The organism is Nonomuraea recticatena, assembly GCF_039533245.1.
GTDB lineage: Bacteria > Actinomycetota > Actinomycetes > Streptosporangiales > Streptosporangiaceae > Nonomuraea > Nonomuraea roseola.
Genome location: NZ_BAAATE010000042.1, coordinates 14,451 through 36,019, shown reverse-complemented (window position 1 = coordinate 36,019; position 21,569 = coordinate 14,451). Strand labels below are relative to the sequence as shown.

Genomic DNA, 21,569 nt, shown 5'->3' with positions numbered 1-21,569 from the left:
GGCCAGGTGTTCTATTGGGTGGTCAAGGCCATCTTGGCGCCGTTCCTGCATCTGGTCTTCAGGCCGTGGGCCGAGGGCCTCGACAACGTGCCGCGTCACGGCCCGGTCATCCTGGCGGGCAACCACCTGTCCTTCGCCGACCACTTCTTCGGAGCGCTCCACCTGCCGCGCAAGGTCATCTCGCTCGGCAAGTCCGACTACTTCACAGGGCGCGGGCTCAAGGGCTTCTTCACCCGGCTGTTCTTCAGCGGGGTGGGCACCGTCCCGATCGACCGCTCGGGCGGCAAGGCCAGCGAGGCGGCGCTGCGCACCGGCAAGCGCATCCTGGCCGAGGGCAACGTGCTCGGCATCTACCCCGAGGGCACCCGCTCGCCCGACGGTCGCCTCTACAAGGGCAAGACCGGCGTGGCCAGGCTCGCGCTGGAGTCACGGGCCCCTGTCATCCCCTGGGCGATGGTCAACACCTTCGAGATGATGCCTCCGGGGCGTCCGTTGCCCAAGTTCGGCATCAGGCCGGGCGTGCGGTTCGGCAAGCCGCTCGACTTCTCCCGCTACTACGGGATGGAGGACGACAGGCTCGTCCTCAGGGCCGTCACCGACGAGATCATGTACGCGCTGATGGAGCTGTCAGGCCAGGAGTACGTCGACAAGTACGCCGCCAGCGCCAGGATCGAGATGGAGCGGGCCAGGCGCGAGTCGGTCGGCTGACCGCCTGGCTCATGCGGCGATCGCGGCGCGCACCCTCCTGATGTGCGCGGGCGTCGTACGGCAGCAGCCGCCGATGAGCGCGGCTCCCATGTCCTGCCACCGCCTGGCGGCCTCGCCGTACTCCGTGGCGTCGGCCACGCCACGCCAGCGCTGCGCCTCCGCGTCCCACGTCTCGCCCGAGTTGGGGTAGACGACGACCGTGAACCCGGTCAGCTCGGTGATGAGGCCGGGGATGTACGACGGCGAGGTGCAGTTGACGCCCACGGCGATCACCTGCGGGCTGTCGGCCAGCACGGACACGGCCTGCCTGATGGGCGTGCCGTCGTTGAGGTGCTGCGCGTCGCGGCAGGAGAAGGCGATCCACGCCTTGACCTCGGGGGTCTCCTTCAGCAGGCGGCTGATCGCCCTGGCCTCGGCGAAGGAGGGGATGGTCTCGCAGGCCAGCAGGTCGGCTCCGGCCTCGGCGAGGATCTCCCATCGGGGACGGTGCCAGTCGAGCAGGCCGTCCTCGTCGAGGTCGTAGTCGCCGGTGTACTCCGCGCCGTTGGCCAGGTAGGCGCCGTAGGGGCCGACGCTGGCGGCCACCAGGCCGCCACCTGCCTCGTCCCTCGCCTGGGCGGCCAGATCGACGGACAGGGCGATGAGGCGGGCCGCCTCCTGCCGGGTCATGCCACGGCGGACGAACGCCGGCAGCGAGGCCTGGTAGCTGGCGGTGGTGGCCACTTGCGCGCCGGCCGCGAAGTAGTCGGCGTGGACCTGACGGATGAGGTCGGGGTCTTCGAGCAGGAGGCGGGCCGACCAGAGCTCGTCGCGCAGGTCGGCGCCGAGGGCTTCGAGGTGGGTGGCAAGGCCGCCATCCAGGACAAGTGTGCTCACCATGCCACCTTATTCGGTGTCTTTGATGGCTTCTGCGGTCTGATGTCGGCCTTGAGGTTCACGGGAAGCGAGTGACGTGGCTGGTGCACAACAACGGCTGTGTTTGGTCCTCCCTTGGCCCTGATTTCAACGGGCCGGCCCGCCTCCCTGCTGTCCGGTCAGCCGCGTTTCCAGAAGGGGCGTCGCTCGGTCTCCTCCGGGGCGCCGCCCGTGAGCCGGGTCAGGACCTCGACCGCGCGCGCCCACAGCGCGTCCGCGTCGGCGCCGGGACGCTCGGCCGCCTCCAGCTCGTGGGCCAGGGCGGACAGCTCGTCGTGGCCCCCCAGGTAGGAGGCGAGGGCGGCCAGCCGGCTGCCGAGATCGGCCAGGTACTCCAGACGGCCGGTGGTCACGGTCCTCAGTCGCTCGAGCTCGGCGAGCAGCTGCGGCAGGATCGCGTCGAGCCGGTGCCTGACGGGCGCCTGTGGCGGCACCGCCTTGCCGAACCCCAGCTTGGGCATGCCCCCGGAGCGCGGCGCAGGGCCGGCGGCGCGGACGGCGCCGGAGCCGCCGAAGGCTTCGAGCGCCGAGGCCTCGGGCGCGAAGCCCCCCGGCGCCTGCGGCGCGGCGGCGGCCATGGTGGTGAACATCATGCCGGAGGCGGCGGCGGGCATGGCGGGCAGCTCCCAGCCGCTCGGCGGCTCGACCGGCTGGATCACCCGATGCTCGGGAGCGCCGTCGGCGACCTGCCGGGTGTCGACGGCGACGTAGGCGGTGAAGCGGCACAGCACGCCGTAGGTGGTCGAGGTCCGCACGATCTCCTGTTCGAGGTCGTGCTCGCCCATCGCGTAGCGGTCCTCGAGAGCGCGCAGCTGGGCGCGCGCCCAGGCGGCGCCGATGGCGGGGTCGCGGACGACGGTGCCGGGAACGGTCTGCTCCCACGGCCTGCCACCGGCCAGCCCATGGATCGTGACCGCCTCCGTGCCCTGAGCGGGCGCGGCGTCGCGGTAGCGGCCGGACACCGTCAGCGGGACGCCGGGGAAGATCGAGCCCAGGTGGCTCACCGTGCCGGGCTCGAGGTCGAGGCCCTTGAGCGACAGATCGGTCACCAGCGGGGCGCCGATGCGGCGGTGGATCTGCTCCATGGCGGCGTCGAGACGGTCCTCCGACTCGACCAGCTCGCACCGTCCCGCGCCGAGCCCCGCCAGCCTGCCGAGGAAGCCCGCGTTGACCGCCCTGTCGATGCCCACGACGTGCACGCGCATCGCCGACAGCGCGCCGCCCGCCTGTTCGAGGATCTGGTCCTCGTTGCCGACCTGGCCGTCGGTGACCAGCACCACGACGCGATCCCTCGGGCCGCCGCGCCCTGCGGCGCCGGGGGCGGGCTGCTCCTCGGCGGCGGAGGCGGTGCTGAGCAGCGAGATGGCCTGGTGGAGAGGGGCGAGCAGTTCGGTGCCCCCTCGGGCGTCCACGCGGGACAGGTGTTCGACGGCGCGGAAGCGGTTGCGGTCGGAGGCGGGGCGCAGCCCCTCGAACGCCTGCTCCACCACCGAGTCGAAGGTCAGCACCGCGAACCTGTCGTCAGAGGTGAGGGTGTCGACGATGCGCGCGGCGGCCCTGCGCGCGGCGACCATCTTCCAGCCCGTCATGCTGCCCGAGCGGTCGAGCAGCAGCACCACGTCGCGTGGCACCCGGGTCTCCTCCACGGCGGGCGGCACGACTGTCAGGTGGAAGGCGCCCTCGCCGTCGAGCAGCAGCGCCGTCGAGGCCTCGAAGGCCAGGCGGAGGATGAAGTCGCGGTCGAGGCGCTCGCCGGGCCGCAACTCGACCGTGGTTCCCTCGCGCTGGACGAGGTGCAGGCTGGAGGCCATCTCCTTCAGCTCGAGGCCGGCGGGGTCGACGTCGGCGCGCAGCGAGAGCCGTACCGGATGGGGGAAGCCGGGCAGGAGCACAGGCGGGGTGATGCGGGAGGCGTCGGGAACCGCGTCGGTGTCGGGGGCCACGCCACCGCCCACGGGAGAGCCGTCGAGGGGGGAGCCGGGGATGTAGCGGGGGGCGACGACGAGCGGGAAGCGGAAGGTGGCCGCGCCGTCCTCGTACGGCAGGGGCTGGCTCAGCGTGAGGCGCACCGTGACGCGCTCGCCCGGCAGGATGTTGCCGACGGTGATCGTGAAGACGTCGGGCCTGTCCTCCTCGGCCAGCGCCGCCCTCCTGCCCTCGCTCAGCGCCCTGTCGTAGTCGGCCCTGGCCTGGCCGCGCTCCTTCAGCAGGCCCTCGACGACCCGGCCGTCGGCCTCCATCGTGAACGCGGTCACAGCCGCCCTGTCCGGCAGCGGGAAGACGTAGGTCGCCTCGAGCGTGACGTCGAACGGGTTGCGGAAGCCCTGCGCCACCTCCACGCCCGCGATCAGGCCCGAGATGCGCGCGGCGACGTCGACGCTCTCCAGCGGGAGGTTGCCGCGCTCGGTCCGCAGCGCCCCCATGCCGGCGTCCGGCTCGGGCAGGCATTGGGCGGGGTCCAGCGAAATGATCTTCATGTCGCGCTCCCTTCGTGGAGGCGGCGCTCTTCGAGCACCGCGAGCAGCGGTCCGGCGGCGGCGAGGACTGCCTCGAGATCGTCTTCGGTGGGGGGACGGCCTGGGCCGTCGATGAGCAGGGTGACGCCCTGCGCCAGCCGCACGCCGCGCACCGGCCACGACGGGGACTCGGCCCGTCTGGCCCAGAACCTCGGCCTGGCGCTCTCGGTGACGCCCGACTCCCGGGGGCCGCGGGCGGGATGGGCCGGCGGCGATGGCCGCGGGTCGGGGGCGGGTGGCGACGGCGGCCCGGCGGGCGTCGGCCGCGCGCCCGACGGCGGTGGAGCCGCCGAGAGCGGCGCGGCAGGGGGAGGAGGGGCGGTGAGCGGGTGAAGGGGTGCGGTGGATGGAGCGGGTGGCGATGGGACAGGGGTCGTGGGCGGGTCGAGAGGCAGGCCGGCGGCCTGGGCGAGCATGGTGTCGGTGGCGCCGGCGAGGGCGATCTGGATCTCGGCGATCGAGGACCCCTCGGCCTGCATCCGCTTGACGGCCACCAGCTGCAACAGGTGCCGGCGTCCGTAGAGGGCCACTCTTCCGCGCCTGGTGAGCGGCGGGTCCAGGAGCCCGATCGTGGCATACCACCTGATCAGGCGCTCGCTGGGCACCTCGCGCACCCGCCCGTTTGCCCGCTGCCCCGACTCGCGCAGCAGGCCTGCCGCGTGGTCGGCCAGCTCGGCGATCGTCCAGGTCTCGCTCATGCTGTCATGATGACAGTGTTATCATTACAGTGTCAAGGATGGGAAGAATCGGCCCGCTTGCCGGGTTCATTCAGGTGAGACCGATTGTCGAAACGACGAGAGGAAGCGCAGCTCATGGCAAGGATCACAGGACCGCTCTCGGGCGACGCGCAGAAGGTCGTCGCGGACGCTCTGCAGGGAGCGCTCGTCGATCTGATCGACCTTTCGCTGGTGGCCAAGCAGGCGCACTGGAACATCGTCGGACCCCACTTCAGGCCGCTGCATCTCCAGCTCGACGAGCTGGTCGACGTGGCCAGGCAGCACACCGACACCGTCGCGGAGCGGGCCGTGGCCCTCGGGATCAGCCCTGACGGGCGTTCGGGCACCGTCGCGGGGGCGACGAAGGTGCAGCAGCCCGAGCACGGGTGGATCGATGACGGAAAGGTCGTCGCCACGTTCACGGACATCCTCGAAGGGGTCATCAGGCGTATGCGTGAGCGGGTGGCCGCCACGGACGAGCCCGATCCCGTCACCCAGGACATCCTGATCGCGGTGACGCAGGACGTCGAGAAGCAGCACTGGATGTTCCAGGCCCAGCGCTGATCACAGCAGGTCCTCCGCCAGTGAGGCGATGGCGGGACGGGTGGCCAGGAGCTGGCGCAGCGCCTTCTCCGAGGCCCCCGAGCCCGCCAGCTCCGCCTCCATGAGCGCCAGCAGGTCCAGCCCCGGCAGCGCCGCCTCGATCGCGAGGAAGGCGTTCTCGTCGCTGTAGGGGTGGCCGAAGACGCGGTCGGCGGCCCGCCGTACCTCCTCGGGCCTGGCGCCGATCGCGAGCTGGGCGCGCCTGCGCACGTCGAATCCGCACAGGCGCAGGGCGTGCGCGAGCCTGCGGGAAGGTTCGCCGTCGAGGAAGACCAGTGCCCTGCGCGTCTTGATCCTCGGCGCGAGCCGCACGGGTGCCATGGTGAGAATGCTGGGACTCCCAGCCCGGGGCGGCGCAGGGTTTGCGTAGTGTTTGAAGTCGGGTTCCCTTTTCATTCACGTCGTTGCGATCGACTGGGCCAGGTCTACAGGAGGCCCTCATGTTGCGCAGAACTCTCCTCCGCACGAGCGCCGTGTTCGCCGGGTCGGTGTGGCTCGGCTCGCCGCGGGCGCGCGTGGCGGTGGGCCCGTACGGCCCGCTCCAGGGGCCTGACGCCGAAGGGCTGGCCCTGCCCGAGGGCTTCACGGGCCGCGTCCTCGCCCGCTCCGGCCGCAGGGTCGCGGGCCTGACCTGGCACTCGGCTCCAGGCGACGGCGCGTGCTTCCCCGACGGCGACGGCTGGATCTACGTGTCCAACTCGGGGCTGCCCCTGCTCGGCGGCGTCTCCGCGCTGCGCTTCGGCGCCGGAGGCGACGTCCGCGACGCCTACCGCATCCTGTCGGGCACCAGCCTCAACCGCGCGGGCGGGGCCAGTCCCTGGCACACGTGGCTGTCGTGCGAGCAGATCACGCGCGGGCGCGTCTTCGAGTGCGACCCCGACGGCTCCCGCTCCGCCCGTCCCCGCCTGGCCATGGGCAGGTTCAGGCACGAGGCCGCCGCCTTCGACCCCGACAGGCAGGTCGTCTACCTCACCGAGGACGAGCCCGACGGCTGCTTCTACCGGTTCAGGCCGCTCGACTGGGGCGACCTGACCGAGGGCGCGCTGGAGGTGCTGACGACCTCGGGCGCGTGGCGGGCCGTGCCCTCGCCCGCCGCGCTGACCATGGCCACCCGCCACCAGGTGGAGGACGCCGCGCGCTTCGACAGGGGCGGGGGCTGCCACTACCTCCGCGGCGTCTGCTACTTCGCCACCAAGGGCGACGGCCGCCTGTGGGCGTACGAGGCCGAGACGGGGCGTCTCGACACGGTGAGCGGCGTCAGGGCCGCGCACGGCGAGCTGTTCGTCGCGGGCGAAGGGGAGATCGCCCTGGTCGGTCAGGGAGGAGCGGTCTCGCCGTTCCTGCGGCTGGCGGGCGACGACCGCCGCGAGCTGATCGGGCCCGCGTTCTCACCCGACGGGCGGCGGCTCTACTTCACCGCCCTGACAGGAGGCGGCGGCGAGGCCGCGGGGGTCGACGGGCACACCTTCGAGGTGGAGGGGCCCTTCGCTCACGCGGCCGACAGGTAGCCCACCAGCATGACTTTGAGCTCCTCGACCAGCTCCGGTGAGTTCTGCGGGATGACGGCCTTCACCATGGAGACCGCCATCGTGCCCATGAGCAGCGCCCTGTCCTTGTCGAGAGCGGGGGAGCGGCGCACGAGTATCTCGGCGACCTGCTCGGCGATCGCGGCGTGCAGCCGCTGGGAGGCCTCCGCGAGCCTGTCGCCCGTGGCCGAGCCGTACAGCAGCGCCCAGTAGGCGGGCGAGCTGCCCTTGAAGGCCACGCTCTCGTCGACGAAGGAGTTGACCAGCGCCTCGAGCGGGATGTCGGGGGTGACGGAGGCCATGCGCTCGGCCCAGAACTCGCGCCGATCGTCGGTGTAGCGGGCGACCAGACCGTCGAGGATCTCGTCCTTGTTGCGGAAGAACTGGTAGAGCGAGCCAGGGGACATGCCCGCCCTGGTCGCCACCTGGTTGGTCGTGAGGTCGGGGTAGCCCACCTCGGCGATGACCAGTTCGGCGGCGTCGAGGATCTCGGCCATGCGCCTGAGGCCGCGCGCCTGGCGGCGTACCGGACGGTCGGACATGCGAGCAGTTTACCGACTTTCCGCTGCGACGAGGAGCGCCTCCGCGCCCATGGGCGCGAAGCCCGCCGCGAGGAAGGCGCGCAGGCTCGCGGCGTTGCCCGGCGCGATCTGCGCCCACAGCGGCGCGTCGCACAGCCGGCGGGCCGCCAGCGCGAGCCTCCTGCCCGCGCCGCGCCCCCTGTGCTCGGGCGCGACCTCGACCGCCGCCTCCCACCGCCCCGCGACGCCCCTGCCGATCGTCAGCAGGCCCTCCTCGCACACCCACACCCGTACGGCCGAGCGGTGCCGCATCGCGCGCGCCACCCTCGGGTGGTCGTGGCCGGTGACCTCGGTCAGCCAGGAGGGGAGCGGCCCCCGCTCGGGCAGGCCGAGGGCGAGCACGTCCACGTTGTCGACCGAGCGGCCCGTCTCCAGCTCCAGGGCCCGCAGGAAGGGCGGGTTCAGCGGCGCGGACAGGTCGCCCTCGGGCAGCCGGTCGCGCAGCCACCGGGTGTCGAGGTCGGCGAAGACCACGCTGTGCCCGGTGAAGGCGATGACGCCCATGTCGCGTGGGCTGGGCTGCGCCACGATCGTCACCGTGCCGTCGGCGGCCGGCGGCCTGCCCTCGGCCGCGCGGATGAGAAAGTCCTCCAGCGTCATGTGCGTCCTCCCATAAGGTCGGCAGATGAAGTATCTGATCCTGATCTACAACAATCCAGCCACCCGGCGGTTGTGGAGCGAGTTCTCCGACGAGCAGCGCGCCGAGGGCTGGAGGGCCTACGCCGCGCTCGACGAGGAGTTCGCCGCCTCGGGCGAGCTGATCGTGTCAGAGGCGCTGGCCGACCCCTCGCAGGGCAGGAGAGTGCTGGCCCGCGAGGGCGTGACCACCACGACCGACGGACCCTTCGCCGAGGTCAAGGAGCATCTGGCGGGCTTCTACCTGCTGGAGTGCGAGAGCTTCGAGCGCGCCGTCGAGCGGGCCTCCCGCATCCCCGAGGCCGCCTTCGGCCTGGTCGAGGTGCGGCCGGTGATGGAGCTTACGTGAGCGTCGAGGGGCTGCTGCGTGAGCTGACTCCGCAGGTGCTCGGCGCGCTCGTGCGGCGCTACGGCGACTTCGACTCCTGCGAGGACGCGGTGCAGGAGGCGCTGCTGGCCGCCGCCGTGCAGTGGAAGCAGGAGGGCCTGCCCCGTGATCCCAAGGGCTGGCTGATCACGGTCGCCTCCAGGCGCAGGATCGAGCTGTGGCGCAACGAGGCGGCGCGGCGGCGCAGGGAGGAGAGCGCGGCGGCGATGGAGCCGCCCGCCGGCGCCGTCCCCGCGGCCGACGACACGCTGATCCTGCTGCAGATGTGCTGCCACCCCGCGCTGACGCCCGACTCGCAGGTGGCGCTGACGCTGCGCGCGGTGGGCGGACTGACCACGGCCGAGATCGCCAGGGCCTTCCTGGTGCCGGAGGCGACCGTGGCGCAGCGCATCAGCAGGGCCAAGCAGCGCATCAGGGCCAGCGGGTCCTCCTTCTCCCTGCCGCCCTCAGGGCGGCTGCCGGCCGTCCTGGAGGTCCTCTACCTGATCTTCAACGAGGGCTACACGGCGAGCTCGGGGCCCTCGCTGAACAGGGTCGAGCTGAGCGGGGAGGCGATCAGGCTGACCAGGCAGCTGCACGCCCGCCTGCCCTCGGAGGGCGAGGTGGCGGGGCTGCTCGCGCTGATGCTGCTCACCGACGCCCGCCGTCCCGCGAGAGCGCGCGACGACGGCACGCTGGTGCCGCTGGCCGAGCAGGAGCGCGGCCTGTGGGATTCGGCGGCGATCGCCGAGGGCGACGCGCTGCTGACCAGGACGCTGGCCACCGCCCCCATCGGGCCCTACCAGGTGCAGGCCGCGATCGCGGCGGTGCACGACGGGGCCGCGACGGCGGAGGCGACCGACTGGCGGCAGATCCTCGGCCTGTACGACCTGCTGCGGGCGCTCGCGCCCGGCCCCATGGTCACGCTCAACAGGATCGTGGCGCTGGCGATGGTCTCGGGGCCCTCGGCGGGGCTGGAGGAGCTGGCGAGGGCCGAGTCCGAGCCCGCCCTCGCGGGACACCACAGGGTGCACGCGGTGCGGGCCCATCTGCTGGAGCTGGCGGGTGACAGGGAGGGCGCCGCAGCCGGCTACGAGCTGGCCGCGAAGGCGACGCTGAGCGACCCCGAACGCCGCTACCTCAGCTCGCGCGCCGCCGCCGTCCGCGCCCGCTCATAGGTCGCGCGCCCAGACCTGCTCGACCACCTCGACGCCGTTCTCGACCGCCTTCTCCTCCGACTCGAGAGCGAAGCCCGCCGCCTGGTAGATCCTGCGCGCGCTCACGAGGCAGTCGCGGGTCCAGAGCATGATCCGCTTGTAGCCCGACTCCCTGGCGTGGCGCAGGCACTCCTCGACCAGCCTGCCGCCGAGCCCGAGCCCTCTGGCCGACGGCTCGACCATGAGCATCCGCAGCTGGGCCGTGGTGTCGTCCTTGTGCATGCAGAACACCGAGCCGACGGGCGTGCCGTCGATCTCGGCGATCCAGCCCGCGTCGCGCGCGGGGTCGTAGGCGCTGACGATGCCCGCCACCAGCTTCTCGAAGTCGAGGCCCCAGCCGTACTCCTGGCTGTAGAACGATCCGTGGCGCCAGACGACCCAGCCGAGGTCGCCCGCGCGGGGGGCTCTGATGACGTACGGCCCGCGTGGGGCGGCCGAGCGGTCGAGCACCGAGCGGATCGTCGCCATGCTCGCGCCCAGCCGCCCCCGATCCTCCTCGCTCAGCCCTTCGAGCAGCGTGGCGATCTCCTCGGCCTGCCGCTGGTCGAGCCTGGCGAAGGTGAGCGAGCCCGCCTCGGTGAGGCTGACGATCTGCCTGCGCGCGTCGGTCGCCGAGCGCTCCCTGACGATCAGCCCGTCGTTGCAGAACCTGGTCAGGATCCTGCTCAGGTAGCCGGCGTCGAGGTCGAGCAGCCTGCGCAGCTCTCCCGCCTCCATCGCGAGGCCCTCGGCCTGGGCGAGTTCGAACAGCACCCTCACCTCCGTCAGGGAGTAGGGCGAGTCGAGCATGCCGGACTGCAGGACGCCGATCACCTTGGTGTAGAAGCGATTGAAGGCCCTGATTCCCTCAATCCTTGCTTCCGTCAACGAGTTCATTGACATAGTCAAGCATGAAAGGATGTGCGCTGTGAAGCACCTCTTTGTCGGCGGATATGGCCCCGACCTCGTGACCGTCAATCCCGACCTGGCAGTGATCGCGGGCGTCGCCGCGCAGAAGGCCTCCTTCCTGGCCCCTCATCCCACGCTCGCGGTGCTCTACGCGGTGGGCGAGGCCGACAACGGGCTCGTCAGCGCCTACACCGTGGCCGACGGCGTGCTCACGCCGCTGGCCGAGCGCTCCAGCGAGGGCTCGCAGCCGTGCCACCTGGCCGTGCACCCGGACGGCGAGGTGCTGGCCGTGGCCAACTACGCCGACGGCACGGTGAGCCTGCACCGGCTCGACGAGTCCGGCGACTTCGCCGGGGAGGCGGTGGTGCTCAGGCACGCGGGCTCCGGGCCGGTGGCCGAGCGGCAGGAGTGCTCGCACGCCCACCAGGCCACCTTCCACGACGACCTCCTGCACGTGACCGACCTCGGCACGGACGAGATCCGCCGCTACACCCTCGCGGGCGCCGAGCTGGCGCCGGTGAAGCTGCCCCCGGGGACCGGCCCGCGTCACCTGGTCTTCGAGGGTGGTCGCTGCCACGTGGCCGGCGAGCTCGACGCCATGGTGCGCACCTACGACGCCGAGTGGAATGAGGTGGCCGCCGCTTTCGCCAGCGACGAGCCGGGTACCAACTACCCCTCGCACATCGAGGTGGCGGGCGCCTACCTCTACGTCGGCAACAGGGGCCCCGACACCGTCTCCGTGCTGCGCGCCGACGACCTGGGCAAGGTCGCGGAGGTGCCCAGCGGGGGCAGCTGGCCCAGGCACTTCGCCATCGACGGCGTCACGATGTACGTCGCCAACCAGACGAGCAACACCGTCGCGCTGCTCCCGCTGGCCAACGGCCTGCCGGGCCCTGCCGGGGAGACGTTCGAGGTCGCCGCGCCCGCGTGCGTGCTGCCCTGGTAGGGCCGATCAGCGGTCTTGTGCGGGCGGCGTGGTGGCGGCCCGCGCACGTGACTCAGGCCTCGCCCCTGATCCCCCTGAGCAGCTGCTCGAGCCGCTCCTCCACCGCCTGCTTGGCGATGCCGAGGCGGGCGAAGCCGTCCGCCACGGGTCCCTCCTCCAGTGAGAGCAGGCCGAGCAGGATGTGCTCGGTCCCCACGTAGTTGTGGCCCAGGCGCAGCGCCTCGCGCAGCGTGAGTTCGAGCACCTTCCTCGACTGACCGGAGAAGGGGATCTTCTCGGGCGTCGCCTCCTGCCCCTCGGAGGTGGTCGTCATGGCCTCCCGCACCGCGTCGGGCGAGGCGCCGAGTAGCTCCATGATCTTGACGGCCAGGCCCTCGGGCTCGTGCAGCAGGCCGAGGGCCAGGTGCTCGGGCTCGATGTGGCCCCTGGCGGCGGTGCGCGCCTCCTCCTGCGCCGCGACGACCACGTGGCGGGCGCGCTCGGTGAAGCGCGTGTAGTTGCGCATCTCCTCGATCAGGTTCGCCCCGTCCTTGGGCACGAACCGCTTCTGGGCGGCCTGCTTGGTCACGCCCATGCTCCTGCCGATGTCGGTCCACGACGCTCCCGCGTGGCGGGCCTGGTCGACGAAGTGGCCGATGAGGTGGTCGGCGACCTCGCCGAGGTGCTCGCCGAGCACGACCGCGTTGGACAGCCGGGTCAGCGGGTCGGGGCCGCTGGTCTTGACGGCGTCGATGAGGTCGTCGAGCTTGACGTTCGTCTCCATACGTCAACCATAGGTTGACGGCCATAGGCCGTCAACCCTGAGTTGACGATCGGCTCACGCTCGCGAACGCCGTACGGCGCCCTGCCACCGCTCGTAGGCCGCGTCGTCGCGCGCCCCCGGCTCGAAGCGGCGATCGAGCTGCCAGGTCTTGCGCAGCTGCTCGGTGGAGGACCACAGGCCCGAGCCGAGGCCCGCGAGGAAGGCCGCGCCCAGCGCCGTCGTCTCCTGGATCACGGGGCGCTCCACCGCGATGCCCAGCTGGTCGGCCTGGAACTGCATCAGCAGGTCGTTGGAGCTGGCGCCGCCGTCGGCCTTCAGCGCGGCCACCGGCGGCATCGTCTCCACCACGTCGCGCACCTCGAAGGCGATGGCCTCCAGCGTCGCGCGCACCAGATGGGCCCTGGTGGTGCCGCGGGTGATGCCCGTGATCGTGCCGCGCGCCTCGGGGTCCCAGTGCGGCGCGCCGAGACCGGTCAGCGCGGGGACGAACACCACGCCGCCGCTGTCGGGGACCGTCCGGGCCACCGCCTCCGACTCGGGCGCGGTGTTGATCAGGCCGAGCCCGTCGCGCAGCCACTGCACCGCGGCCCCTGTCACGAAGATCGCGCCCTCCAGCGCGTAGGTGCGCTCGCCCGAGGGGGTCTGCCACGCCACCGTGGTCAGCAGCCCCGCCTCGGAGCGGACGATCTCGTCGCCGGTGTTGACCAGCAGGAAGGAGCCCGTGCCGTAGGTGCATTTGACGTCGCCCGCGGAGAAGCAGGTCTGGCCGAACAGCGCGGCCTGCTGGTCGCCCGCCATGCCGGTGATCGGCAGGTCGAGCCCGAGGAAGGCCTCGGGGGCCGTCCTGCCGATCTCGCCGTAGTTCGGCACGATCTCGGGAAGGGCCCCCTCGGGAACGCCGAACAGCTCGCACAGCTCGGGCTCCCAGCCGCCGGAGGCCAGGCCGTACAGCAGGGTGCGGGAGGCGTTGGAGGGGTCGGTCACGTGCCTGGCGCCCGCGGTCAGCCTGGCGATCAGATAGGAGTCGACGGTGCCGGCCACGACGCCGTCCGTCCATGCCCTGGGGTCGTTCTCGCGCAGCCAGGTCAGCTTGGTCGCGGTGAAGTAGGGGTCGAGGCGCAGGCCCGTCAGCTCAGAGACGCGAGGCTCGTGACCCTCCTCGCGCAGGCGCGCGCAGATGCCCGAGGTGCGCCTGTCCTGCCAGACGACCGCGCGGCGCGGCGCGGCCAGCGTGCGCCGGTCCCACAGGACCGCCGTCTCCCTCTGGTTGGTGAGGCCGACACAGGTGGGGGTCGCCGACGCCCCGTCCAGGGCCGTACGGCAGGCCGCGAGCGTCGCCTGCCAGATCTCCTCGGGCGCGTGCTCCACCCACCCGGGCTGCGGGAAATGCTGGGCGAACTCCTCGTACCCCCGCGATTCGATCCGCCCCTCCTCAGTGACGATCAGCGCGGTCACGCCTGTTGTGCCTGCGTCTATCGCCAAAACGCTCACGGCGCCTCACCTTTTGGTCTAGACCATTGTCCGTGCCAAGGGGCACAATGCGTTGCGTCGGCGATACGCCGATCGCACCGCCCCATTAGTTTGGTCGTGAATCCCATCGGGAGGAACCCGCCATGCGTATTGGAGTGCTCACCGGAGGCGGAGACTGCCCCGGTCTCAACGCTGTGATCAGGGCCGTTGTCCGCAAGGGTGTCAGTGTTTACGGGCATGAGTTCGTCGGATTCAAGGATGGCTGGCGCGGCCCCCTCGAGGGCGACACGATGCCGCTGGACATCCAGGCCGTACGGGGCATTCTGCCGCGTGGCGGCACGATCCTCGGCTCGTCCCGCACCAACCCCATCAAGATTGAAGGTGGCGTCGACCGTATCAAGGACAATCTGGCCGCAGGCGGGGTCGACGCGCTGATCGCGATCGGCGGCGAGGACACCCTCGGCGTCGCCCGTCAGCTGTTCGATCGCGGGGTCAAGGTGGTCGGCGTGCCCAAGACCATCGACAACGACCTGTCGGGCACCGACTACACCTTCGGCTTCGACACGGCGGTCAACATCGCCACCGAGGCGATCGACAGGCTGCACACCACGGCCGAGTCCCACCACCGCGCGCTCATCTGTGAGGTCATGGGGCGCCACGCGGGCTGGATCGCGCTGCACGCGGGCATGGCGGGGGGCGCGAACGTCATCCTCATCCCCGAGAAGCCCTTCGACATCGACAGGGTCTGCGAGTACGTCGAGTCCCGCTTCCGCACCCGCTACTCGCCGATCATCGTGGTCGCCGAGGGCGCGCACCCTGTCGAGGGGCAGATGGCGCTGCAGGCGGGCGAGCTCGACTCCTTCGGCCACGTACGGCTCGGCGGCATCGGCGAGGTGCTGGCCAAGGAGATCGAGAAGCGCACGGGCAAGGAGGCCCGCACGACCGTGCTCGGCCACATCCAGCGTGGCGGCACGCCCACCGCGTTCGACAGGGTCCTGGCCACCAGGTTCGGGCTGCAGGCGATCGACGCCGTCCACGCGGGCGACTTCGGGACGATGGTGGCGCTGCGCGGCACCGACATCGTGCGCGTCGGGCTCGACGAGGCCACCTCCGAGCTGAAGACCGTGCCGGTCGAACGCTACGAGGAGGCCGAGGTCTTCTTCGGCTAGCGGTTGGCGGGCCGTACCCGGAGGGGCTGGAGCGTTGCTCCGCTCCGTCCCTCCGGGTACGGCCCGCGCCGCCTCTGTCACGGCCCGCTAGAAGCGCGCGGGCCGAGCCTTCGAGCTCATGTGCGGGAGTAGGGGCCGGGCGAGCGCAGGGTCTGGGCGCGGGCAGCGGCCTGACGGCGCATCTCCAGGCGGGCCATCAGCTCGGCGTCCTCCTGGAGCTCCTGCTCCGACGGCGACAGGATGACCATCAGGAGCATGGTCAGCGTGATGAGGCTGACCACGGTCATCAGCGGGACCAGGAACGACAGCGCGTCGGCGCCGCCCACGTGACCGGGCTCGGGGTGGACCTGCACCATCATCGCGAACATGCCGGTGTAGTGCATGCCGCAGACGGCCACACCCATGATCAGCGCCGCGCCCGTGATGGCGAGCGGACGCTTGACCTGCACCGTGAACCACAGCGCCACTGTCGCCGCGACGACCGCGATGGCGACGGAGGCGCCCACGATCAGCGGATCGTAGGAGACGTGCGCGGACATGTTCATGGCGTACATGCCCATGTAGTGCATGCCGGCCACGCCGAGGCCGGCCAGCAGGCCGCCGCCCAGCAGCGAGAGCACTCTGGCCCGGCCGTAGGAGACGAGGAACAGACCGGCGCCGACGACCACGATGGCCACGAGCGCGGAGGCCACGGTGAGCGGCACGTCATACCTGATCTGCGTGCCCTCCACGTCGAAGCCCATCATGGCGATGAAGTGCATCACCCAGATGCCGGTGCCGCCGATGGAGATGGCGGCGGCGACGAGCCAGCGGGCGCGCGAGGAGCCTGTCGAGGCGTTGGCCTGGGCCGTCAGCCGCAGTCCGAGCATTGACCCGATCGCCGACATCACGTACGCGAGGATCGGCGTGAGCGGGCCCTGGGTGAAATGATTAACAGCGGACATGTTGTGAGATTCCTTGCCATAGGGATCTACCGGATTGTGGCAGGCGTAGCGTCCAATTTGCATGGATAGGATCACTATCTGTCAACTGGCGTGTCGGAAACGCGAGAAATACTCATGACAATCGAGGGACCGTTCTGGCGGGCGATCGCCGTCTTCAGGGTCGCCTCGCTCGTGTACGCGGCCGTTCTGATGGCCCAGCACGAGGGCTTCGCCGAGCCCTTGACGGGCTGGGTGGTCATCGCCGTCATGGCGCTCTGGACGGCCGCCTCGACCTTCGCCTACTCCGTCAGGGCGCTGCGCGGCAGGCCGCTGCTGGTGATCGACATGCTGGTGACTCTCGCATGCCTGCTGGCCACGCCGTACGTGCAGGGTCAGTTCCAGGGCCAGCCGGGCAGCATGCCGGTGCCCGCGATCTGGGTCGCGAGCCCCGTGCTGGCCTGGGCGGTGTACGGCGGGCGCCGCCTGGGCGCGGTCGCGGCGGCCATCGTCGCGGGCGCCGACCTCTGGGTGCGCGTGAACGGGCCGGACTCGCCCGTCCTCCTCAACGGCGCGGTGCTGCTGTTCATGGCGGGCATCGTCGTCGGCCACGTGGCGCGCCTGGCCAAGCAGGCCGAGGAGCGCATGCAGCGGGCCGCCGAGATGGAGGCGGCGCAGCGCGAGAGGGAGCGGCTGGCGCGCGGCATCCACGACTCGGTGCTGCAGGTGCTGGCGCTGGTGCAGCGGCGAGGGCAGGAGATCGGCGGCGAGGCGGCCGAGCTCGGCAGGCTCGCCGGGCAGCAGGAGGCGGCGCTGCGCGAGCTGCTCGCCGTCCGCCCCGCGCCGACGGGCTCGGCCGATCTGCGGGCGCTGCTCATGAGGTACGGCTCCGCCCAGGTCACGGTCTCCACCCCGGCCACCCCCATCGTCCTGCCCGGCAGCGTGGCCGAGGAGGTGGCGGCGGCCGTGCGGGCGGCGCTGGACAACGTGCGGGCGCACTGCGGGCCGGAGGCGAGGGCGTGGGTCTTCGCGGAGGAGGGGGAGGGCGAGGTGACGGTCAGCGTGCGTGACGAGGGAGAGGGGATCGAGGAGGGACGGCTGGAGCAGGCCCGCGCGGAGGGACGGCTCGGCGTGGCGCAGTCGATCGAGGGCAGGGTGGCGGACCTGGGCGGCCGCGTGTCGATCATCTCCTCGGGCGGCGAGGGCACCGAGGTCGAGATCACCGTCCCCTCCGCCCAGCCGCCCGCCGCTGTCGAGAGGGCTGTCAGAGGGCGGCGAGGCCCGGGGCCATCAGGACGAGACCCGGCGACGTGACCACACACCCCCCAGCCTGGCGAGCCTGCCCTGCCGTACGTGCCGGTGACTGTGCTTAGAGTGGCGGCATGGTGCGGGTGATGGTGGTCGACGACCACCCGATGTGGCGCGACGGGGTGGCGAGGGACCTGACCGAGGCGGGCTACGAGGTGGTCGCCGCCGTCGGAGAGGGACGGCAGGCCCTGCGGGTGGCCGAGGCGGTCAGGCCCGACGTGGTCGTCCTCGACCTCCAGCTGCCCGACCTGTCGGGGGCCGAGGTGGCCAGGGAGCTCGGCGGCGCCAAGATCCTCGTGCTGTCGGCGAGCGCCGAGCAGGAGGACGTGCTGGAGGCGGTGAAGGCAGGGGCGTCGGGCTACCTGGTGAAGTCGGCCAGCAGGGAGGAGTTCCTGGACGCGGTGGCGCGCACCGCCTCGGGCGACGCGGTCTTCACGCCCGGTCTCGCCGGGCTGGTGCTGGGGGAGTACCGCAGGCTGGCGGCCAGGCCCGCGGCGCAGGCCGAGGGGCCCCGGCTGACCGACAGGGAGACGGAGGTGCTGCGGCTGGTGGCCAAGGGGCTGTCGTACCGGCAGATCGCCGACCGGCTCGTGCTCAGCCACCGGACGGTGCAGAACCACGTCCAGAACACGCTGAACAAGCTGCAGCTGCACAACCGGGTCGAACTCGTCCGCTACGCCATCGAACAGGGCCTGGACGACGACCCACCCCGCGCGGGGTTTTCGGGCGCGGGAGCGGACTAAACTCGGTGGGTCGCGGCGTTGCAGACAGCGCCGCGTTCCCGCATCCCTCCGGAGGTTCCCGCCATGACGATGTCCGCCCTGGGCGAGCCATGCGTTCTGCTCAAGCTGGGCGAGATCGTCCTGAAAGGCAAGAACCGCGAGCTGTTCGAGCGCAGGCTCGTCGGCAACATCCGCGCCGCCCTGAAGGACTTCGACCTCAAGATCGACGTACGGCAGCGCCACGGCGTGATCGCGATCTTCCTGCCCGCGGGCACCGGCGTCGAGGTGGCCGACCAGGTCGCCCAGCGGGTGACCGAGGTGCCCGGCCTGGTCTGGATCCATCGCGCGTGGCGGGTGGCCAAGGACCCCGACACCGTGGTCAAGGCCGCCATCGAGCTGATCAAGGACCGCGACGAGGTCAAGCGCGGCGCCACCTTCGCGGTGCGCTCCCGCCGTCGTGACAAGCGCTTCCCGCTGAAGTCCAACGAGCTCGACCGCCTGGTCGGCGGCCACATCAACGACGTCTACGGCCTGCCGGTCAACCTGAAGCGCCCCGAGCTGACCGTCTTCGTCGAGGTCGACCGCGACGAGGTGTTCGTCTTCACCGACGGCCTGCCGGGTCAGGGCGGGCTGCCGGTCGGCAGCAGCGGCAGGGCGCTGGTGCTGATGTCGGGCGGCATCGACTCGCCCGTGGCCGCCTACCGGATGATGCGCAGGGGTCTCCACGTCGACTTCCTGCACTTCTCCGGCATCCCCTTCACGACCTCAGAGTCGATCTACAAGGCCTACGCGCTCGTGCGCAGGCTCGACCGCTTCCAGGGCAAATCGCGGCTGTGGGTCGTGCCGTTCGGCAAGGCCCAGCAGTCGATCAGGAACTCCGGCCAGGACCGGCTCGCGGTGATCGCGCAGCGGCGGCTGATGCTGAAGACGGCCGAGGAGGTCGCCCACCGCATCAGGGCGGGCGCGCTCATCACCGGCGACGCGCTCGGGCAGGTCTCCTCGCAGACGCTGCAGAACATCACCGCCCAGGACCACGCGGTCGAGCTGCCGATCCTGCGTCCGCTGATCGGCTGGGACAAGACGGAGATCATGGCCGAGGCGCGGCGCATCGGCACGCTGGAGATCTCCGAGCTGCCCGATGAGGACTGCTGCACGCTGCTCGCGCCCAAGCGGGCCGAGACCAGGGCCAAGATCGAGGACCTCAAGCTGATCGAGAAGCGCCTCGACGCCGAGGAGCTGGCGGTCCAGCTGGCCGACTCCATCCAGGAGTACACGCTCTAGCTCTCCGCGCGCCGCGGCGCGCGGATCAGGCGTCGACCTTGAAGGGGTCGTGCTCGGCCAGGAGCTTGTCCAGCCTGGCCTGGTCCACGCGGGTGGTGACCGCGCTGAACTCCTGGCGGTCGCGCACCACCTTGGCCAGCGTGAACGCCGAGGTGACCACGTACAGGACGCCGACGGTGAGGAAGGCCCTGATCCAGCCGGAGACCGGCAGGTAGGCGACCCCGATCGCCACGGCGGACAGGGACAGGCCGAAGGACAGGATCGACTGGATGTAGAAGGCGGCTGTCTGGGTGGGCTGGATCGGTTTGTTCATGGCTTGATGATGGATCGCCACGAACTCCGACACATGCGGAGAAATACTTAGTTACTCGTGAGTACGGCAGGCGGGTTCGTGACGCGCCGGCCGTACCAGCCCGTGCCCAAGGGGTCAGACCATCAACGCGTCGCCGACCACGCCCTTGCCCATCAGCTGCGGGAAGGTGCGCATGATCTCGGCGAGCTCCCGCAGGTCGCCGTCCACCAGTGCCTGGGGGCCGTCGCAGAGCGCCTGCTCGGGGTGCGGGTGGACATCGATGATCACGCCGTCGGCGCCGACCGCGATGGCCGCGCGGGTCAGCGGCAGCACCAGGTCGCGGCGGCCGCCCGAGTGGGACGGGTCGATGATGACCGGCAGGTGCGACAGGCGCTGGGCGACCGGCACGGCCGACACGTCGAGCGTGTTGCGGGTGGCGGTCTCGAAGGTGCGGATGCCGCGCTCGCACAGCACGATGTCGAGGTTGCCGCGCTGGGCGATGTACTCGGCCGCCATCAGCCACTCCTCGATGGTGGCGTTCATGCCGCGCTTGAGCATGACCGGCTTGCCCGCGGCGCCCACCGCCTGCAGCAGCGCGAAGTTCTGCGCGTTGCGGGTGCCGACCTGGAGCATGTCGGCGTAGGAGGCGACCAGGTCCACGTCGTGGGCGTCCACGACCTCGGTCACGATCGGCAGCCGGGTCTCCTCGCGCACGTCGGCCAGGATGCGCAGGCCGGCCTCGCCGAGACCCTGGAACGCGTACGGCGAGGTGCGCGGCTTGTAGGCGCCACCGCGCAGCAGCGTCGCGCCCGCCGCCTTGGCCATCTGGGCCGCCTCCAGCGTCTGCTGCGGGGTCTCCACCGCGCACGGCCCCGCGATCAGCGTCACGGTGTCGGGACCGATCGGCACCCCGCCGACGTGCACCGTCGAGCGATCGGGGTGGTTCTCCCTGCTCACAAGCTTGTAGGGGGCGGTTATGCGCATGACATCGCGCACCCCGCCCATCCCGCGCAGATTGACGGCGCTGAGCTGGGTCACATCGCCCACCAGCCCGACGATCGTGCGCTGCACGCCACGGCTGACGAACGCCTCCACCCCTGCCGCCTGCACGAGGCCGACGACCGCCTCGATGTCGCCCTGCGTCGCCTCGGGGCCCATCACGATGACCATGTTCTCTCCTTGAAAATGACGAAGGCCCCGGGTCCAGTGGACCCGGGGCCTTCGATTCGCCTGTGTGTGCTAGCGCATCACCAGATGGCGAACGGTCCGACCGGGTCCGTCGCCATACCAAAACAGGAACGTGATGCGCATAGTGCGCCAATAGTAGCGCATGCCTGAGACGCGGCAACCGGGCACCGGGTCCCGGCCGCCGTGATGGTGATGGGAGGATGGTCATGAACACCGTCGGCGAGGGAGTGATCGTGGAGGAGTCGCGCCTGCCCCCAGGCCAGTACGTTCCACGCGGCCGACCCGTCATCCACTACGGCAGGGTTCCGCGCTTCAAACAGGACACCTGGGACTTCCGCGTCTTCGGCGCGACGGCCTCGGGTGAGGAGCACCGCTTCACCTGGCCCGACTTCGGCGGCCTGCCGAGGACGTCGGTCATCGCCGACTTCCACTGCGTCACGAAGTTCTCCCTCATGGGGAACGAGTGGGCGGGGGTGAGCGCGCAGGCCCTCATGGCCGCGGCCCCGCCCGCGGACGGGGTCGGCCACGTGATGATCTGGGCCGAGTACGGCTACAGCGCCAACATCAGGATGTCCGACTTCTCGGCCCCCGAGACCCTGTTCGCCACGGACCTGGACGAGAAGCCCCTCTCGCCCGAGCGCGGCTTCCCGCTGCGCATCGTGGTCCCGCACCTGTACGCGTGGAAGAGCGTCAAGTGGGTGCGCGCGGTGGAGTACCTGGTGGAGGACAGGCGGGGCTTCTGGGAGGAGCGCGGCTACCACAACGTGGCCGATCCGTGGAGGGAACAGCGCTACTCCTACCAGGAGGAGCCAGGCGAGGGGCCACCTTAGCGTTCTC

General features: G+C 71.3%; 23 protein-coding genes. 11 read left to right on the top strand and 12 right to left on the bottom strand.

Going from position 1 to position 21,569, the window contains the following annotated elements; all coding sequences use genetic code 11:
- Positions 1–6: 6 nt before the first annotated feature.
- Positions 7–708, top strand: coding sequence for a lysophospholipid acyltransferase family protein (locus ABFX50_RS44385; protein WP_183658826.1), 702 nt, complete (start codon positions 7–9; stop codon positions 706–708).
- Between the two features lie 9 nt (positions 709–717).
- Here ABFX50_RS44385 and mmuM read toward each other — a convergent pair whose 3' ends face one another.
- The 3 genes from mmuM to ABFX50_RS44370 form a co-directional block, all read right to left on the bottom strand.
- Positions 718–1,587 carry a homocysteine S-methyltransferase gene (gene mmuM, locus ABFX50_RS44380; RefSeq protein ID WP_346155583.1) on the bottom strand — a complete coding sequence of 290 codons (870 nt, stop codon included), beginning with the start codon at positions 1,585–1,587 and terminating at the stop codon, positions 718–720.
- 155 nt (positions 1,588–1,742) lie between these two features.
- Complete coding sequence (locus tag ABFX50_RS44375) at positions 1,743–4,100, bottom strand: VIT domain-containing protein (RefSeq protein WP_346155579.1); 2,358 nt, start codon at positions 4,098–4,100, stop codon at positions 1,743–1,745.
- Positions 4,097–4,837 carry a MerR family transcriptional regulator gene (locus ABFX50_RS44370; protein ID WP_346155578.1) on the bottom strand — a complete coding sequence of 247 codons (741 nt, stop codon included), beginning with the start codon at positions 4,835–4,837 and terminating at the stop codon, positions 4,097–4,099. The genes ABFX50_RS44375 and ABFX50_RS44370 overlap by 4 nt, the downstream gene beginning before the upstream one ends.
- A 114-nt stretch (positions 4,838–4,951) precedes the next feature.
- Between ABFX50_RS44370 and ABFX50_RS44365 the strand changes: the two genes are divergently transcribed.
- Positions 4,952–5,419 carry a Dps family protein gene (locus tag ABFX50_RS44365; protein WP_346155575.1) on the top strand — a complete coding sequence of 156 codons (468 nt, stop codon included), beginning with the start codon at positions 4,952–4,954 and terminating at the stop codon, positions 5,417–5,419.
- Here the strand turns inward: ABFX50_RS44365 and ABFX50_RS44360 are convergent, their stop codons facing one another.
- Positions 5,420–5,779: a hypothetical protein gene (locus tag ABFX50_RS44360; RefSeq protein WP_346155573.1), complete on the bottom strand. Its 360-nt coding sequence runs from the start codon at positions 5,777–5,779 to the stop codon at positions 5,420–5,422.
- Positions 5,780–5,898: 119 nt separating this feature from the next.
- Between ABFX50_RS44360 and ABFX50_RS44355 the strand changes: the two genes are divergently transcribed.
- Positions 5,899–6,966, top strand: coding sequence for an alkaline phosphatase PhoX (locus tag ABFX50_RS44355; RefSeq protein WP_346155570.1), 1,068 nt, complete (start codon positions 5,899–5,901; stop codon positions 6,964–6,966).
- On the opposite strand, the gene ABFX50_RS44350 is transcribed toward ABFX50_RS44355, so the two are convergent.
- Together ABFX50_RS44350 and ABFX50_RS44345 are read right to left on the bottom strand one after the other, a co-directional pair.
- Positions 6,948–7,526: a TetR/AcrR family transcriptional regulator gene (locus ABFX50_RS44350; RefSeq protein ID WP_346155569.1), complete on the bottom strand. Its 579-nt coding sequence runs from the start codon at positions 7,524–7,526 to the stop codon at positions 6,948–6,950. The genes ABFX50_RS44355 and ABFX50_RS44350 overlap by 19 nt on opposite strands.
- A gap of 9 nt (positions 7,527–7,535) precedes the next feature.
- Positions 7,536–8,165: a GNAT family N-acetyltransferase gene (locus ABFX50_RS44345; protein ID WP_346155565.1), complete on the bottom strand. Its 630-nt coding sequence runs from the start codon at positions 8,163–8,165 to the stop codon at positions 7,536–7,538.
- Positions 8,166–8,190: 25 nt separating this feature from the next.
- On the opposite strand from ABFX50_RS44345, the gene ABFX50_RS44340 reads away from it, so the two are divergent.
- Together ABFX50_RS44340 and ABFX50_RS44335 are read left to right on the top strand one after the other, a co-directional pair.
- On the top strand, positions 8,191–8,550 hold the full coding sequence (locus ABFX50_RS44340) for a YciI family protein (protein ID WP_346155563.1): 360 nt from the start codon (positions 8,191–8,193) through the stop codon (positions 8,548–8,550).
- Entirely contained in the window at positions 8,547–9,746 is a 1,200-nt protein-coding gene (locus ABFX50_RS44335) for an RNA polymerase sigma factor (RefSeq protein ID WP_346155562.1), read from the top strand. The genes ABFX50_RS44340 and ABFX50_RS44335 overlap by 4 nt, the downstream gene beginning before the upstream one ends.
- On the opposite strand, the gene ABFX50_RS44330 is transcribed toward ABFX50_RS44335, so the two are convergent.
- Positions 9,741–10,661, bottom strand: a complete 921-nt coding sequence (locus ABFX50_RS44330) for a bifunctional helix-turn-helix transcriptional regulator/GNAT family N-acetyltransferase (RefSeq protein WP_346155559.1) — start codon at positions 10,659–10,661, stop codon at positions 9,741–9,743. The genes ABFX50_RS44335 and ABFX50_RS44330 overlap by 6 nt on opposite strands.
- Before the next feature lie 31 nt (positions 10,662–10,692).
- Between ABFX50_RS44330 and ABFX50_RS44325 the strand changes: the two genes are divergently transcribed.
- Positions 10,693–11,619 carry a lactonase family protein gene (locus tag ABFX50_RS44325; RefSeq protein WP_346155557.1) on the top strand — a complete coding sequence of 309 codons (927 nt, stop codon included), beginning with the start codon at positions 10,693–10,695 and terminating at the stop codon, positions 11,617–11,619.
- A gap of 52 nt (positions 11,620–11,671) precedes the next feature.
- On the opposite strand, the gene ABFX50_RS44320 is transcribed toward ABFX50_RS44325, so the two are convergent.
- Positions 11,672–12,382, bottom strand: coding sequence for a Clp protease N-terminal domain-containing protein (locus tag ABFX50_RS44320; protein ID WP_346155554.1), 711 nt, complete (start codon positions 12,380–12,382; stop codon positions 11,672–11,674).
- Between the two features lie 54 nt (positions 12,383–12,436).
- Positions 12,437–13,873: an FGGY family carbohydrate kinase gene (locus ABFX50_RS44315; protein ID WP_346155552.1), complete on the bottom strand. Its 1,437-nt coding sequence runs from the start codon at positions 13,871–13,873 to the stop codon at positions 12,437–12,439.
- A 122-nt stretch (positions 13,874–13,995) separates the two neighbouring features.
- Here ABFX50_RS44315 and ABFX50_RS44310 point away from each other — a divergent pair, with 122 nt between their 5' ends.
- Positions 13,996–15,021 (top strand): 6-phosphofructokinase, encoded by a 1,026-nt coding sequence (locus ABFX50_RS44310; protein ID WP_183658853.1) that lies wholly within the window; start codon positions 13,996–13,998, stop codon positions 15,019–15,021.
- A 116-nt stretch (positions 15,022–15,137) separates the two neighbouring features.
- Here ABFX50_RS44310 and ABFX50_RS44305 read toward each other — a convergent pair whose 3' ends face one another.
- The gene (locus ABFX50_RS44305) at positions 15,138–15,965 is read right to left on the bottom strand and encodes an MHYT domain-containing protein (RefSeq protein WP_346155549.1); all 828 of its coding nucleotides are present in this window, start codon (positions 15,963–15,965) and stop codon (positions 15,138–15,140) included.
- A 114-nt stretch (positions 15,966–16,079) separates the two neighbouring features.
- On the opposite strand from ABFX50_RS44305, the gene macS reads away from it, so the two are divergent.
- The 3 genes from macS (at position 16,080) to thiI (ending at position 19,252) form a co-directional block, all read left to right on the top strand.
- Positions 16,080–17,255 (top strand): MacS family sensor histidine kinase, encoded by a 1,176-nt coding sequence (macS, locus tag ABFX50_RS44300; RefSeq protein ID WP_346155546.1) that lies wholly within the window; start codon positions 16,080–16,082, stop codon positions 17,253–17,255.
- A gap of 68 nt (positions 17,256–17,323) precedes the next feature.
- Positions 17,324–17,992 (top strand): response regulator, encoded by a 669-nt coding sequence (locus tag ABFX50_RS44295; protein WP_346155543.1) that lies wholly within the window; start codon positions 17,324–17,326, stop codon positions 17,990–17,992.
- 63 nt (positions 17,993–18,055) lie between these two features.
- Positions 18,056–19,252 (top strand): tRNA uracil 4-sulfurtransferase ThiI, encoded by a 1,197-nt coding sequence (thiI, locus tag ABFX50_RS44290; protein ID WP_183658860.1) that lies wholly within the window; start codon positions 18,056–18,058, stop codon positions 19,250–19,252.
- 25 nt (positions 19,253–19,277) lie between these two features.
- On the opposite strand, the gene ABFX50_RS44285 is transcribed toward thiI, so the two are convergent.
- A complete protein-coding gene (locus ABFX50_RS44285) occupies positions 19,278–19,565 on the bottom strand; it encodes a YiaA/YiaB family inner membrane protein (protein ID WP_183658862.1) in 288 nt (95 codons plus the stop codon).
- Between the two features lie 114 nt (positions 19,566–19,679).
- On the bottom strand, positions 19,680–20,714 hold the full coding sequence (gene aroF, locus ABFX50_RS44280) for a 3-deoxy-7-phosphoheptulonate synthase (protein ID WP_346155537.1): 1,035 nt from the start codon (positions 20,712–20,714) through the stop codon (positions 19,680–19,682).
- Positions 20,715–20,938: 224 nt separating this feature from the next.
- Between aroF and ABFX50_RS44275 the strand changes: the two genes are divergently transcribed.
- Positions 20,939–21,562: a molybdopterin-dependent oxidoreductase gene (locus ABFX50_RS44275; protein ID WP_183658866.1), complete on the top strand. Its 624-nt coding sequence runs from the start codon at positions 20,939–20,941 to the stop codon at positions 21,560–21,562.
- The last annotated feature ends 7 nt before the right edge of the window (positions 21,563–21,569 follow it).

Coding starts and splice junctions, on each gene's coding strand:
- ABFX50_RS44360 (WP_346155573.1), bottom strand. CDS start 5,779: ATGGCACCCGTGCGGCTCGCGCCGAGGATCAAGACGCGCAGGGCACTG.
- aroF (WP_346155537.1), bottom strand. CDS start 20,714: ATGGTCATCGTGATGGGCCCCGAGGCGACGCAGGGCGACATCGAGGCG.
- macS (WP_346155546.1), top strand. CDS start 16,080: ATGACAATCGAGGGACCGTTCTGGCGGGCGATCGCCGTCTTCAGGGTC.
- ABFX50_RS44310 (WP_183658853.1), top strand. CDS start 13,996: ATGCGTATTGGAGTGCTCACCGGAGGCGGAGACTGCCCCGGTCTCAAC.
- ABFX50_RS44340 (WP_346155563.1), top strand. CDS start 8,191: ATGAAGTATCTGATCCTGATCTACAACAATCCAGCCACCCGGCGGTTG.
- ABFX50_RS44295 (WP_346155543.1), top strand. CDS start 17,324: ATGGTGCGGGTGATGGTGGTCGACGACCACCCGATGTGGCGCGACGGG.
- thiI (WP_183658860.1), top strand. CDS start 18,056: ATGACGATGTCCGCCCTGGGCGAGCCATGCGTTCTGCTCAAGCTGGGC.
- ABFX50_RS44285 (WP_183658862.1), bottom strand. CDS start 19,565: ATGAACAAACCGATCCAGCCCACCCAGACAGCCGCCTTCTACATCCAG.
- ABFX50_RS44305 (WP_346155549.1), bottom strand. CDS start 15,965: ATGTCCGCTGTTAATCATTTCACCCAGGGCCCGCTCACGCCGATCCTC.
- ABFX50_RS44275 (WP_183658866.1), top strand. CDS start 20,939: ATGAACACCGTCGGCGAGGGAGTGATCGTGGAGGAGTCGCGCCTGCCC.
- ABFX50_RS44355 (WP_346155570.1), top strand. CDS start 5,899: ATGTTGCGCAGAACTCTCCTCCGCACGAGCGCCGTGTTCGCCGGGTCG.
- ABFX50_RS44330 (WP_346155559.1), bottom strand. CDS start 10,661: ATGAACTCGTTGACGGAAGCAAGGATTGAGGGAATCAGGGCCTTCAAT.
- ABFX50_RS44365 (WP_346155575.1), top strand. CDS start 4,952: ATGGCAAGGATCACAGGACCGCTCTCGGGCGACGCGCAGAAGGTCGTC.
- ABFX50_RS44375 (WP_346155579.1), bottom strand. CDS start 4,100: ATGAAGATCATTTCGCTGGACCCCGCCCAATGCCTGCCCGAGCCGGAC.
- ABFX50_RS44350 (WP_346155569.1), bottom strand. CDS start 7,526: ATGTCCGACCGTCCGGTACGCCGCCAGGCGCGCGGCCTCAGGCGCATG.
- ABFX50_RS44320 (WP_346155554.1), bottom strand. CDS start 12,382: ATGGAGACGAACGTCAAGCTCGACGACCTCATCGACGCCGTCAAGACC.
- mmuM (WP_346155583.1), bottom strand. CDS start 1,587: ATGGTGAGCACACTTGTCCTGGATGGCGGCCTTGCCACCCACCTCGAA.
- ABFX50_RS44370 (WP_346155578.1), bottom strand. CDS start 4,837: ATGAGCGAGACCTGGACGATCGCCGAGCTGGCCGACCACGCGGCAGGC.
- ABFX50_RS44345 (WP_346155565.1), bottom strand. CDS start 8,165: ATGACGCTGGAGGACTTTCTCATCCGCGCGGCCGAGGGCAGGCCGCCG.